Consider the following 12,758-nt stretch of genomic DNA (forward strand, 5'->3'; position numbering starts at 1 on the left):
CGCTATCGCTGGCAAGCCAGCTCCCACAGGGTTCTCGATGTATGTCCCATCTCATTGCCAAATTCTGTAATGAAGCTTTTATGACAAAAGTTCGGTAGCACATCGCCAGTCCGGTCATGCCTATGTAACGCGCTTGAGGGGCCCAACGGGGCGCTTTTCACAAGCCGAGGCGGGACGCCGGGAGTGAGGCAATGGGGACTATGGAACGCTACTCGAAAGTGGGCATGCAGGAACTCGATCAACGCCTGTCGAAGATCGTCGAAGCCGCGCGCAAGAAGCCGGTTTCGGTGTATCGCTACGGCGCGCCGTGGGTCTGGATTGTCTCGCAGGATGACTGGCAGGGCGCCTTGAAAGAGGTGTCGAGCTACATTCCGCCGGGCCATTCGCTGGTATTGCTGCGCCCGCAGATCGACGACTTGCTCGACGCCCACCGCGACCTCCTGCACGACCTCAATGCCGAGCCGGGCATGCTGATCCCCGCGCAAACGGTCATGCACATTCTGCTTCTGCAACTGCTGTATTCGGTGCCCAGCGAGCAGCAACTGTATGAACAGCTCAATTACAACCTGTTGTTCCGCTGGTTCGTTGGCCTGGGCCTGAACCAGAAAGTCTGGAGCTTCAACGCCCTCAGTCGCGACATCGCCACGTTGCTCAACGAGCCGCGCGCGGTGCTGCTCATTCAAAAAATCATCGGCGAAGTGTTCTGCGGCGCGTTGCTGCAAATGCCCGAGTTCTCGTTGAACTTCGCGCTTTTGCACACGTGGCTGGGCAAACACGCCTGCGCCTCGACAGCCAGCAATTGACGCCATACACGCGGCGTTCGAAACGCCAACAGGTCATCGCGAATTCAGGGGGTAGTGTGGAACCGATTTTCAAGTCACGGCTGGCGCTGTGGGGCTGGCTGCTGGTGACGGCGGGCGCGCAGCCGGCATTGGCCGAAGAGGCCGCCAACAACGCATCGGCCCAGCGTCTGGTCGACGTCAACGAATACTTCGTACGCGGCAACACAGTGCTCGATGCGCGGGCGATTGAAGAAGCGGTGTACCCGTTTCTCGGCCCGCAAAAAGCCCTCACGGATATCGAAGGTGCTCGGGACGCGTTGCAAAAGGCTTATCAGGAACGTGGTTATCAGTCAGTGTTCGTCGAGCTGCCGGAACAAGCCGTGGCCGACGGCATCGTCTACCTGCAAGTCAGCGAAACCAAGGTCGGCCGGGTACGTGTGGTCGGCGCCAAACACTATTCGCCGCTGGATATCCGCGACTACGTGCCGGGGTTGAAGGAGGGCGAGGTACCGGACTTCGCCAAGGTCCAGGGCGAACTGGCGCAGTTGAACAAAACCCCGGGCCGGCAAGTGATGCCGCTGGTGCGCGAAGGTCAGCGCCCCGGCACCATGGACGTCGATTTGCAGGTCGAAGACCAGAACCCTTGGACCGCTAGTGTTGGCCTCAACAACGATTACAGCGCCGACACCGAGAAGCTGCGCACGGTCACTAGCCTCGGTTACAACAACCTCTGGCAACTCGGCCACAGCATCAACCTGACTTACTTTACCGCGCCGCAGGAAACCGACAACGCCAAGGTCTGGTCGGGTTCGTATACCGCGCCGCTGACGGATCGCTGGAGCGTGCAGTTCTCCGGTTACCAGTCCGACAGCAACGTCGCCACCATCGGTGGCAGCAACGTGCTCGGCAAGGGCCATTCCTATGGCGTCTCGGCGATTTATACGCTGCCCTCCAGCGGCAACTGGTCGAACTCGCTGTCGGCCGGCATCGACTTCAAGGACTTCGACGAACGCCTGACCCTGTCCGGTGAGAGCGACAAAGTCCCGTTGCAATATGCGCCGTTCACCTTCGCCTACAACGGCTATCGCTACACCGAGAAGAGCCAGCTCGGCCTCGGTCTGAGCCTGGTAGCCGCCACTCGTAGCATTTTCGGCTACGGCAGTTCCGACGAAGACTTCGACTACAAACGCTACCGCGCCAAACCGAGTTTCGCCGTGCTCAAGGGCGACACCAATTACACCTGGACCTTCGACAGCGACTGGCAGAGCGCGAGCAAAGCCGCTTTCCAGTTGGCGTCCGGGCCACTGGTTTCCAATGAACAATTCTCCGCCGGCGGCGCGACTTCGGTGCGCGGCTATCTGGCCGCCGAGCGTACCGGCGATGACGGCTTACTGCTCAGCCAAGAACTGCGCACGCCATCGCTGGCCAAGTACGCCGGCACGTGGATGCAGGACTGGCGCTTCTATGCCTTTGCCGAAGGCGCACAACTTTACCTGCGCGACGAACTGCCGGATCAGGACGCCAATTACGCCCTGGCCAGCGTCGGCCTCGGCACTCGCGCCAGTCTGAGCAAATGGCTGTCCGGCAGCCTCGACTGGGGCTATCCGTTACTCGAAGGGCCGAACACCTCGAAGCAGGAATCGCGCCTGCACTTCAACCTTCAAGCCACTTTCTGACAAGGAGCACGTTCATGCAGCGCCTCTTCCTTTCGTTGTTGATCTGCCTGGGCTTCGTGCTCCCGGCCACGGCTCAGGCCTGGTGGCAGGACGACTGGCACTACCGCAAACAGATCGCCGTCGACACCACGCCGCAAGGTGCGGCGATCAATCAGGCTCTTGGCCGCACTGCGCTGCTGGTGCGCCTGCACACCGGCAACTTCACCTTCGATGGGGTGAAAGAGGACGGCGCGGACCTGCGCTTTGTCGCCGCCGATGACAAAACCGTGCTCAACCACCAGGTCGAAAGTTTTGATGCGCTGATGGGCATGGCGCTGATCTGGGTCGATGTACCGAATGTCGAGGGCGGTCAGCGCCAGGACATCTGGATGTACTACGGCAATCAGAAGGCCCCGGCGACCGGCAACGGCCAGCTGACCTTTGACCCGAATTACACCGCGCTGTATCACTTCGACGGCGCCACCGGCACCCCGGCCAAAGACACCACGGCCTACGGCAATACCGCACAAAGCGCGACCGGCGCGGCGATTGACGGTGTAGTAGGGCGCGCCTTGCAGTTCAGCGGCCAGCCGTTGCTGCTGCCGGCAAGTCCTTCGCTGCAACACAACGCTGGTAGCGCATTCACCTTCAGTGCCTGGCTGCGACTTGATCAGGCCAGTGGCGAGCAACTGATTCTCGCCCGTCGCGAAGGCGCCAACAGTCTATTGATCGGAGCAAACCAAGGCGTGCCGTTTGTGGAGATCGATGGCCAACGCGCCGTCGCCACGCAAGCGCTGAATCCGGGCCAATGGCAGCACGTTGCGCTGACTGCTGAAGGCTCCAAAGTGACCCTGTTCATCAATGGTCGCGAAGCCGCCACGCTTGCCCAGGCGATGCCGGCCTTCAATTCGGTCATGGCCATCGGCGCTGACGTGCACGAAGGCCCGTTCCAGCCGTTCGTGGGCGCTATCGATGAATTGCGCCTGTCGAAAGTGTCACGTCCGGCAGCGCTGTTGCTGGCCGACGCCACCTCGCAAGGTGCCGAGTCGAAACTGGTGGCTTACGGTGTCGACGAAGAACAGTCCGGTTTCGGTTTCGGCAGCCTCGGTTTCCTGCTCAACGCCGTGCCCATCGACGCCTGGGTGATCATCGCCGTGCTGGTGCTGATGATGTTCCAGTCGTGGATCATCATGCTGCGCAAGAACCGCAGCCTCAGCCGTGTCACTGCCGCCAACAAAGATTTCCGCGTGCAGTTCGCCAAAGTCGGCACGCGTCTGGAGATGTTCGCCGACGACGCGCAACTCGCCCAACGTCTGCAGCATTCGTCGCTGTGGCGTCTGTATCTGGTAGCGGTGAAAGAGATCCGCACCCGTCGCGAGCAGGGCGCCGATACCTCGTCGGTGTCAGCGGCCACCATCGAAGCCATTCGCTGCTCCATGGACGGCGTGCGTACCCGCGAAAACCAGCAACTGAGTTCGAAACTCTCGACCCTGTCCAACGCCATCGCCGGCGGCCCGTACATCGGCCTGCTCGGCACCGTGCTGGGGATCATGGTGGTGTTCCTCGGCACGGCGATGGCCGGCGACGTCAACATCAACGCCATCGCTCCCGGTATGGCTGCTGCTTTGCTCGCCACCGCCATGGGCCTGTTCGTCGCGATCCCGGCGTTGTTTGGCTACAACCGCCTGATCACCCGCAACAAGGAAGTCAGCGCCGACATGCGCGTGTTCGTCGACGAGTTCATCACCCGTCTGGCGGAGATGCACGGCGAGAGCCAGTTCAGTGAAGCGTCGCATCGCGGCCATCACGCCAACCACTCCGTACCGGCCTGAGGAGCACTGACATGGCTTCTGTAAATGCCTCCCACGACGATGATGACGATGCCGCGGTGGACAGCATCAACATCACGCCCCTGGTCGACGTGCTGATGGTGGTGCTGGTGATGTTCATCCTCACCGCCACCGCGCAGGTCTCCGGGATCCAGATCAACCTGCCCAAGGCCAGCGCTTCGGTGTCACTGTCCGAGGCCAAGACCAAGGCGATCTCGGTTAACGACGGCGGCCAGGTGTTCCTAGACGCCTACCCGGTGACGCTGGCCGAACTGGAAGAGCGCCTGCGCATCGAGAAAGCGCAGAGCCCGGATTTCCCGGTGATCGTGCGCGGCGACGCCACGGTGCAATACCAGAAAGTCATCGAAGTGCTGGATCTGTTGCGCCGGCTCGAACTGTCCCAGGTCGGTCTTGTGACCGGCAAACCGAGTCAGGGCTGAGTCATGACCGCACAACTCCCGATCGAGCCGCTGCCGGTGAAAAAGCCAGCGCTGCGTTACGCGAAGTGGGGCGCCGGCTTGCTGATCGGCGCGCTCGCTGCGTGGTTTCTGTGGCAGTGGGCCAACGACATGAGCGGCATCCGCCGCGAAGCGCCGAAGGTGCCAACGATCATTCCGTTGCCACCTCCGCCACCACCGCCGCCAGAAAAACCGCCGGAGCCGGAAACCCCGGTCGAAGAAAAAGTCGTCGAGCCCGAGCCAACGCCGGAACCGGAAGAGGTCAAGCCCGAGGAAGAAGCACCGCCATCACCGGCGGACGATCTGGCCAATCCGATGCAAATGGACGGCGATGCGCAGTCCGGTAACGACGCTTTCAACATTGGCGCGGGCAAGGGCGGCGGCATGGCCGGGACCGGCGGCGGGCGTCTGGGCACGGGGACGTACAGCCAGTTTCTGGCGTTCACCTTCCAGCGTTTGCTCCGTGAGAACCCTGAGCTGCGCAACCTCGCGTTCTCGCTGCAGGCCGATGTCTGGCTGAGCAGCGTTGGCGAGATCACCCGGGTCGAGCTGATCAAGTCCAGCGGCAATCCCGAAATCGATACCCAGGTGCTGGTAGCGCTGCGCGGTGCCCCGGCGCTGAGCGAACGGCCACCGGCCTCCATCACTTTGCCTGTGCGCCTGTCCCTGCAAGGGCGGCGTCCGGGTTAATTCACTTATTTACGCTTTGCCAAAAGGAGTTGTGTGCAGATGATTTCCAACGTGAATCGATTGTCCCTGGCGGTCGGCATGGTCATTGCGACCCTGGTCGGTCAGGCCGTGGCAGCGCCTGCGCCTGCGCCCTCGGAGAACGCCACGATCAATCTGATCCGCTTGCTGGTCGAGCAGGGCATTCTGAAACAGGACAAGGCCGACGCGCTGATCGCTCAGGCGCAGAACGAAGCGGCCCAGGCCAAACAGGCCGCCGCATCCACCGCAGTCGCGGCCGGGCCGGTCGCTGCGCCGGGCGACGTCCGAGTGCAATACGTGCCGGCAGCGGTGCGCGACCAGATCCGCGACCAGGTCAAAGCCGAAGTCATGGCCACCGCCAAACAGGAAAACTGGGCCGCGCCCAACAGCTTCCCGGAATGGGCTGCGCGCATCAGTTTCGACGGCGACATTCGCTTGCGCAACGAATCGCGCTACTACTCGGACAGCAACAGCAACGAGATCGTCGACTTCGCCAAGCTCAACAACAATGGCCCGTACGACGTTAACCCGAACAGCAGCACCAATCTGCCGCCGCTGCTCAACACCCGCGAAGACCGCACCAACCAATTCCGCATTCGTGCGCGACTGGGCATGAAAGCGGAGATCTCGCCGCAATGGACCGCCGGTATTCGTATCGGCACCGGTTCGGACAACAACCCGGTGTCGACCACGCAAAACCTCGGCGGAGGTTTCGCCAAGAAGGACATCTGGCTCGATCAGGGCTACCTCAACTGGAAGCCTACGGATGAATTGACCCTTACCGGCGGGCGCTTTGCCAACCCGTTCATGTCCACCGACATGCTCTATTCCAACGATTTGAATTTCGACGGCGTGGCAGCGATTTTCGACCACAAGCTCAACCGCGATTGGGGTGTGTTCGGCACCGTCGGTGCGTTCCCGGTGGACTACACCAACGACACCGCCAGCAGCAACGGCTTTGACAAGGAAGAGAGCGACAACAAGTGGCTGTACGGCGCGCAGATCGGCGCCAAGTGGGCGATCAACAGCAACAACCGCTTGAAAGGCGCACTGGCGTACTACCGCTTCGACGACATTCAAGGCCAGCGCTCCAGCCCTTGCGAACCGTGGGCCGGCGCGCCAGGTTGCGACAGCGATGGCAGCCGCGCAGCGTTCATGCAGAAGGGCAACAGCGTGTTCCTGCTGCGCGACATCACGCCGAACCCGCTCAACCCGACCACCACGCCGCAGCCGCAGTTTGTTGGCCTCGCTTCGGAATTCAACCTGCTTGATCTGAACATGGTCTGGGATGCTGACCTGCCAGAAGATTTCAAACTGCGCAGCCAGGGCAACTACATCCACAACCTCGCCTACGACGAAGGCGACATGCGCAAGCGCTCGGCCGGGCAGATCGTCAACAACCTCGACAGCAACGGCGACATTGAAAGCGGCGCCAATGCGTGGATGGTGCAGTTCACCCTCGGCAGCGCGCTGGACCTGAAAAAGCAGGGCGACTGGAACATGTTCGCTGGCTACAAGTACATCCAGCCGGATGCCTTGCCGGATGGCTTCAACGACTCGTCGTTCCACCTCGGCGGCACCAACGCCAAGGGTTATTTCATCGGCGGCAACTACGGTCTGGCGAAGAACGTTTACGCGACCGGTCGCTGGATGAGTACCGAAGCGGTGTACGGCGCGCCGTTCGACATCGACGTCTTGCAGCTTGAGATCAACACGCGCTTCTAAGGCGCCGGGAGAGGGTTATGAAAACGCGATTTGTGTTGCTCGGGCTCGGGCTGTTGATTGCCACCGGGGTGAATGCCGAAGGCATGGAAGAGCGCCTGCGCACGCAATTGCGCAGCACCACGCAACAGTTGCAGGCCCTGCAAAGTCAGCAGGCCCAGGCCAGCGCCGCGCAACTGGCGGCGCAGAACGAGGCCAAGGCTGCGCAGGCGCAAATCAAGCAATTGAGCGCCGAACTGGCCAAGGCCAAAGGCGTCGCCGAGCAACTGGCCGGGCAGCAGCAGAGCCTGCACAGCCAGGCGCAGGCACAAGTAGCGGCCAGTGCCGAGCAGACCGGCAAGTTCAAAAAGGCCTATGACGAGTTGCTGGTGCTGGCCCGTGCCAAAGAAGCAGAACGGTCTAAGCTTCAAGCGCAATTGGCTGAACGTGACACACAAGTGCAGCAATGTTCAGTCAAGAATCAGCAGATGTACGGCGTCGCCAAGCAGATCCTCACTGCCTACGAAAACATCGACGTGGCCGAGGTGATGAAGATCCGCCAGCCCTTCGCGGGCAGCGCCCGGGTCAAGTTCGATGAACTGGCCCAGGGGTTTGGCGACGACCTCTACAAGACTCAATTCGACGCGCCGCAAGCCGCGCTCACGCACTGATAGACAAGGAAGAAGTAATGACTCAATTGATCAGCCACGTATCGCCAAAATCTCTGACCGAAGTCCTGCAAGCTGCGGGTTATCGCGTCAACGAAACCGAGCAGAACGGTATTGTTCAGTTGCTCAGCGCCAGTCAGGGCATTGGTTACGCCGTGCGATTCGGCAATCCGGCGGTGGAGCAGGGCAGTTACGTCGATTTCACTTTCAGCTGTGCGCTGCGGGTGCAGGGTGAGTTGCCACAGGGTGTGGCCGAGCAGTGGAACGCGAGCCGTCGTTTTGCGCGTTTGTCGTTGCAGGGCGAGTTTCTGGTGATGGAAATGGATGTGGTCGTGGCAGCGGGCGTGAGCAACGATCACCTGCGCGGCAACCTGGAATTGTGGGATCGCCTGTTGCAGGAATTTATCGTTTATCTGCGTGATTTCACCCAAGCTGCGCAAGCATCCACCGCGAAAGTGGCTGTCGCCGAGCAAGAGGAAGTCGCGCTGTGAAAAAGCCTGCCATGGTGATCAGCGCTGCTGCAGTGGCGCTGTTGGTGGTGGCCGTGGCGCTGGTGGTGCGGCCGGGCAGTGACCCGGTCGCCGCCCAGCAATCGTCGTCGGTGACGGCGGTTGCAACGGGGCCGGCGGTGGCGCGGTTGGGTAATCAGCAGGTAACCCCTGCGGAACTTCAGGCGTTGCTGGCTACAGTTCCGCCGGAAACCCGCGAACAATTGCGCGGTAATCGTGAGGCGCTGGAACGGTGGATTCGCACGCGTCTGGCCGAGAAAGCGGTGCTGGAGCAGGCTGATGCGCAGGGTTGGGCGCAGCGTCCCGAGGTTGCGCGGCAGACCCGGGCAGCGACTGAGCAGATCGTGTTCCGTGATTACTTGCGTTCGGTCAGTGAGGTGCCGGCGGATTATCCGAGTGCGGCTGAGTTGCAGCAGGCTTATGACTCAGGCAAGGCGAATTGGCAGACGCCGGCGTTGTATCGGGTCAGTCAGATTTTCCTTGGGGTGAATGATCCGCAGAATCTTGAGTCGGTGCGCAAGCAGGCGCTTGAATTGAGCAAGAAAGCTCAGGCAACGCCGGCGGAATTTGCCGCACTGGCCACTCAGTATTCACAGGATCGTGTCACCGCTGAACGCGGCGGCGATACGGGCCTGCAACCGTTGCCGCAACTGGTCCCGGAGGTGCGTGGTGCAGTGGCGCGGCTCAAGGTTGGCGCGGTTTCTGATCCCGTCCAGAGCGCCGCCGGATTCCACGTGATCAAGCTCACCGAGCAACAACCGGCGCGTCTGGCGACCCTCGACGAACTGCGCGATCAACTGACCCAGGCCTTGCGGGCGCAACGCCAGGAACAGATTGCCCAAGCCTATCTGGACGGCATGCTCAACACCGCCACGCTGAGCATCGACGGCGCCGAGCTCAATAAAGTCCTGGAGGAAAAACACTGATTTCACCTTCACTGAGTGACCTGTGGGAGCTGGCTTGCCAGCGATGGCGGCTTATCAGTCACCCATGATGTTGGATCTTCCGGCCTCATCGCTGGCAAGCCAGCTCCCACAGGATCTCCACTGGGTTCAGAAATAGTTAAAAGTGCTGGAAGCCAGCAAAATACAAAGATCGACAGGGAGTCATCGATGTCATTCACCGAACCCGCAGGACGACAGGGCAACCACGATTACCACTGGCCGCACGACCACAGCGAACCGTGGCTCGCACATGCTGCGACCATTGACAGCGAAGTCGCGCAATACTTCCTCGTCAGCGCCCGCTGCGGTTGCTTCATGCAAGCCGCGCGCAGCCTCAACGTGCGCGCAACCTTGTTGCGCAAACAACTGGCCCAGCTTGAGCAAGAACTGCAACACACCCTGTTCAGCTTTCAGGGCAGCGCCTTGAGCCTCACTCGCGAAGGCCAACAGCTACAGGCCAAACTCATAGCGCTGGCCAACGAACGCAAACTGCCGGTGATCGAGCAACCATTGATCCGCCTCGCCGTCGCCGAATCGATCCTCCACGACATCCTCGGCCGCGACCTCATCGCGCTGCTGCGGCGCAACGCCAGCGTACGCCTGGAAATCATCGCGCTGGACAGCGAGTTGTCCCTGCGTGCCGTCAGCGCCGACATCGTTCTCTGGCTCGCCCACGGCGAAACCCCACACCCCGGACCGACCTTCGCCACCAGCGAGCCGCAAGCGCTGGCACGCCTCGACTACCTGCCACACATCGCCAAACGCTACTCCCGCGTCACCGCCCGCCCGGACACCCCCGACGACCTCGCCGACTTCATGCTGGTGCAATGGCAGCATGATCGGCAAATCGACAGTTTTCGTCCGTGGAATGAGTTGGTTGAACAGCGGTTGGCCGGGGTGGTGCAGATGCAGTCTTATGAGTTGATGCTGGAGATGATTCGTTGCAGCGCTTGCATCGGGTTGTTGCCGGCGTACATGAGCCGGTTTGATAGGGGCCTGATCGCGCTGCCGGGGTTGTTTAAAGAGCCGATGCAATTGCAGGCATGGCTGGCGGTCAATGCCGATTCGCAGAATGTGGCAGAAGTGCAGACCCTAACCGACCTCATCCACCACACCTTCAATGAACGTCACGAATGGTTCCAGCCCTGATGCATTCCTCTGTAGGAGTGAGCCTGCTCGCGAAAGCGGTGTGTCAGATTGATCAATGTTGACTGACACACCGCTTTCGCGAGCAGGCTCACTCCTACAAGTGTTTACCTATGGCAGATGAGGTGTTCAGCGGTTTAGAGTGGACGGCCACTCATCGATCCAGGAAGGATCCGCCATGCCAGACCACGACCCCGCCATCCACCTCGAACGCTTCAACGAATCCCACATCGAGGGTATCACTGCGCTCTACAACGACCCGGCCGTGGCGCGGCAGGTGCTGCAGATGCCGTTTCAGTCCGTTGAGGTCTGGCGCCAGCGCCTGCTGGCGGACAACGAACGGGCGGTGAAGCTGGTTGCGCTGCATCAGGGCGTGGTGATCGGCAACCTCGGGCTGGAGGCGTATTCGCGGATGCGTCGGGCGCACGCTGGCAGTTTCGGTATGGGCGTTGCGGTGGCGTGGCAGGGCAAAGGCGTGGGCTCGACGCTGTTGGCGGCGGCGCTGGAGGTTGCCGACAACTGGATGAATCTGCACCGTGTCGAACTCACGGTCTATGCCGACAACGAAGCGGCCATCGGCCTCTACCGCAAGTTCGGTTTCGAGGACGAAGGTCTGTTCCGCGATTACGCGGTGCGCGACGGGCAATGGGTCGACACCCTGAGCATGGCCCGTCTGCGCGGTCGCCCGAAAACCTGACTCAGTCGCCCAATGCGAATGCCACCGCCGACTGTGCATGCAGTTCGGTGGTGTCGAGCAGGGGCAGGGCGCTGTGTTCGGGTTTGATCAACATGCCAATTTCCGTGCAACCGAGAATGATCGCCTGCGCGCCGCGCGCGGTGAGGGATTCGATCACCCGCTGGTAGATCTGCCGCGACTGATCGCTGATCACACCGACGCAGAGTTCGTCGTAGATGATCCGGTGCACATCCTTGCGCTCTGTTTCGTCCGGCACTAACACGGTCAAACCCTTGGCGACCAGGCGTTGCTTGAGGAAATCCTGTTCCATGGTGAATGCGGTGCCGAGCAATCCGACCGTGCGTGCATCTATGTTCAGAGCCGCCTGTGCGGCCGGTTCGGCAATGTGCAGAAACGGAATGCTGATCGCCGCCTGAATCTGTTCGGCGACTTTGTGCATGGTGTTGGTACACAGCACGACGCATTCGGCGCCGCCGACTTCAAGCCTGCGCGCGGCGTCCACCAGAATTGCCGCCGCATCGTCCCAGCGTCCAGCGTGCTGTGCCTGTTCGACCGGGCCGAAGTCGACGCTGTACATCAGCAATTGCGCCGAGCGCAGGGGCCCGAGACGATCACGGACTTGCTGATTGATGAGTCGATAGTATTCGGCGCTGGATTCCCAGCTCATGCCGCCGATCAGGCCGATGGTGCGCATTGGATGTCCTCAGGCAAATGACAGTGTCGAGCGTTCAGCTCTGCCCGGAGTTTCCTTTTCTTCACACTTCGATGCCAGCAGCAAGTGACTGTACCGCTGATCTTTCACGCAAGTGTCATGGTGCTTTATCGGGGCGGGTGCAGGTTAAACGTACGCCGGGGCTGGTATCTGCCACTATCGACGTTTGCAGGTCCTTTCCGAGGAACACCGCTATGGACGATGTACAGCAACTGGGCGAGATGCTTCGTCATTACGCCGAAAGCGAAGCGCACAAGAAGCAACTGTTCGAGACGCAATCGGCTGCTTGGGCCACGCGGATTACCGCGCTGTTCGGGGAGATTCAGCAATGGCTGGAACCCGTGCAGGCGCCGAATCTGCTGGAGGTGAGTCGTGAGGCGTATGTCGCGTTCGGGCCGAGTACACCGGTGGAAACCTCGACCTTCAAGACTGAGAAACTGAGCATTGTGATTGCCGGCAAACCGGTGGAGTTCGTGCCGGATGTGATGGGCAGTGGCGGGCAGATTTCGCTTGCGGTGATGGGGCTGACGGCGGCGCGTTATGGCAGCATTTCGCTGGTGGGATTGCCGGACTGCACGTGGCAGTGGCGCAAGACCAATGGTTTGAAGGATCCGGATACGTTTGCCTTTGACGCCAACTTTCTCGCCCAGCAGTTGCAGAGCCTGATTCCTCGCGATCGTAGTTAAGATCAAGAGCTACCCCCTCACCCCAGCCCTCTCCCCCAAGGGGGTGAGGGGGAAAGGGAGCCGATCTTCGTTGTTTATGAGATTGCATTCACCTTGGATTTTTCAGGCCGACGTAACTCGAATAATCAACTCGGTCTGATCTGGTCAAACGATACTGGACACGGTTATAGGGTTTTACCCTTTTTCATGCCGCCAGGGCCTCCATGTCCACCGGAGTTCGGTAGCCATTGTGACTGTGCAGCCTGATCCGATTGTAATAATGG

General features: G+C 60.9%; 13 protein-coding genes. 12 read left to right on the forward strand and 1 reads right to left on the reverse strand.

Annotation, left to right across the window (positions count from 1 at the left end; genetic code table 11):
* The first annotated feature begins 191 nt into the window (after positions 1–191).
* The 11 genes from CKW14_RS30615 to CKW14_RS28195 all read left to right on the forward strand — a co-directional run bounded on the left by CKW14_RS30615 (position 192) and on the right by CKW14_RS28195 (position 11,097).
* Positions 192–803 (forward strand): transposase, encoded by a 612-nt coding sequence (locus CKW14_RS30615; RefSeq protein WP_080750810.1) that lies wholly within the window; start codon positions 192–194, stop codon positions 801–803.
* 56 nt (positions 804–859) lie between these two features.
* Complete coding sequence (locus CKW14_RS28150) at positions 860–2,458, forward strand: ShlB/FhaC/HecB family hemolysin secretion/activation protein (protein WP_095126573.1); 1,599 nt, start codon at positions 860–862, stop codon at positions 2,456–2,458.
* Between the two features lie 14 nt (positions 2,459–2,472).
* Positions 2,473–4,269, forward strand: coding sequence for a DUF2341 domain-containing protein (locus CKW14_RS28155; RefSeq protein ID WP_095126574.1), 1,797 nt, complete (start codon positions 2,473–2,475; stop codon positions 4,267–4,269).
* An 11-nt stretch (positions 4,270–4,280) separates the two neighbouring features.
* The gene (locus tag CKW14_RS28160; RefSeq protein WP_003201710.1) at positions 4,281–4,706 is read left to right on the forward strand and encodes a biopolymer transporter ExbD; all 426 of its coding nucleotides are present in this window, start codon (positions 4,281–4,283) and stop codon (positions 4,704–4,706) included.
* Between the two features lie 3 nt (positions 4,707–4,709).
* Positions 4,710–5,414, forward strand: coding sequence for an energy transducer TonB (locus tag CKW14_RS28165; protein WP_095126575.1), 705 nt, complete (start codon positions 4,710–4,712; stop codon positions 5,412–5,414).
* Between the two features lie 39 nt (positions 5,415–5,453).
* Positions 5,454–7,157 (forward strand): putative porin, encoded by a 1,704-nt coding sequence (locus CKW14_RS28170; protein WP_095050699.1) that lies wholly within the window; start codon positions 5,454–5,456, stop codon positions 7,155–7,157.
* Positions 7,158–7,174: 17 nt separating this feature from the next.
* Complete coding sequence (locus tag CKW14_RS28175; protein ID WP_095126576.1) at positions 7,175–7,804, forward strand: DNA repair protein; 630 nt, start codon at positions 7,175–7,177, stop codon at positions 7,802–7,804.
* 17 nt (positions 7,805–7,821) lie between these two features.
* Positions 7,822–8,292 (forward strand): YbjN domain-containing protein, encoded by a 471-nt coding sequence (locus CKW14_RS28180; protein WP_095050701.1) that lies wholly within the window; start codon positions 7,822–7,824, stop codon positions 8,290–8,292.
* Complete coding sequence (locus CKW14_RS28185; protein WP_095050702.1) at positions 8,289–9,236, forward strand: peptidylprolyl isomerase; 948 nt, start codon at positions 8,289–8,291, stop codon at positions 9,234–9,236. The genes CKW14_RS28180 and CKW14_RS28185 overlap by 4 nt, the downstream gene beginning before the upstream one ends.
* A 186-nt stretch (positions 9,237–9,422) precedes the next feature.
* A complete protein-coding gene (locus CKW14_RS28190) occupies positions 9,423–10,403 on the forward strand; it encodes a LysR family transcriptional regulator (RefSeq protein ID WP_095126577.1) in 981 nt (326 codons plus the stop codon).
* A 175-nt stretch (positions 10,404–10,578) separates the two neighbouring features.
* Positions 10,579–11,097 (forward strand): GNAT family N-acetyltransferase, encoded by a 519-nt coding sequence (locus tag CKW14_RS28195; protein ID WP_095126578.1) that lies wholly within the window; start codon positions 10,579–10,581, stop codon positions 11,095–11,097.
* Position 11,098: 1 nt separating this feature from the next.
* Here CKW14_RS28195 and CKW14_RS28200 read toward each other — a convergent pair whose 3' ends face one another.
* Positions 11,099–11,791: an aspartate/glutamate racemase family protein gene (locus tag CKW14_RS28200; RefSeq protein WP_095126579.1), complete on the reverse strand. Its 693-nt coding sequence runs from the start codon at positions 11,789–11,791 to the stop codon at positions 11,099–11,101.
* 212 nt (positions 11,792–12,003) lie between these two features.
* On the opposite strand from CKW14_RS28200, the gene CKW14_RS28205 reads away from it, so the two are divergent.
* Complete coding sequence (locus CKW14_RS28205) at positions 12,004–12,495, forward strand: hypothetical protein (RefSeq protein ID WP_095126580.1); 492 nt, start codon at positions 12,004–12,006, stop codon at positions 12,493–12,495.
* Positions 12,496–12,758: the final 263 nt, after the last annotated feature.

Source organism: Pseudomonas sp. Irchel s3a12 (genome assembly GCF_900187485.1).
Classification (GTDB): Bacteria; Pseudomonadota; Gammaproteobacteria; order Pseudomonadales; family Pseudomonadaceae; genus Aquipseudomonas; species Aquipseudomonas neuropathica.

What these genes read in the sequence shown, in the direction of transcription:
- CKW14_RS30615 (WP_080750810.1), top strand. Translation starts at nt 192, where the DNA reads ATGGGGACTATGGAACGCTACTCGAAAGTGGGCATGCAGGAACTCGAT.
- CKW14_RS28155 (WP_095126574.1), top strand. Translation starts at nt 2,473, where the DNA reads ATGCAGCGCCTCTTCCTTTCGTTGTTGATCTGCCTGGGCTTCGTGCTC.
- CKW14_RS28180 (WP_095050701.1), top strand. Translation starts at nt 7,822, where the DNA reads ATGACTCAATTGATCAGCCACGTATCGCCAAAATCTCTGACCGAAGTC.
- CKW14_RS28190 (WP_095126577.1), top strand. Translation starts at nt 9,423, where the DNA reads ATGTCATTCACCGAACCCGCAGGACGACAGGGCAACCACGATTACCAC.
- CKW14_RS28165 (WP_095126575.1), top strand. Translation starts at nt 4,710, where the DNA reads ATGACCGCACAACTCCCGATCGAGCCGCTGCCGGTGAAAAAGCCAGCG.
- CKW14_RS28195 (WP_095126578.1), top strand. Translation starts at nt 10,579, where the DNA reads ATGCCAGACCACGACCCCGCCATCCACCTCGAACGCTTCAACGAATCC.
- CKW14_RS28205 (WP_095126580.1), top strand. Translation starts at nt 12,004, where the DNA reads ATGGACGATGTACAGCAACTGGGCGAGATGCTTCGTCATTACGCCGAA.
- CKW14_RS28170 (WP_095050699.1), top strand. Translation starts at nt 5,454, where the DNA reads ATGATTTCCAACGTGAATCGATTGTCCCTGGCGGTCGGCATGGTCATT.
- CKW14_RS28175 (WP_095126576.1), top strand. Translation starts at nt 7,175, where the DNA reads ATGAAAACGCGATTTGTGTTGCTCGGGCTCGGGCTGTTGATTGCCACC.
- CKW14_RS28160 (WP_003201710.1), top strand. Translation starts at nt 4,281, where the DNA reads ATGGCTTCTGTAAATGCCTCCCACGACGATGATGACGATGCCGCGGTG.
- CKW14_RS28200 (WP_095126579.1), bottom strand. Translation starts at nt 11,791, where the DNA reads ATGCGCACCATCGGCCTGATCGGCGGCATGAGCTGGGAATCCAGCGCC.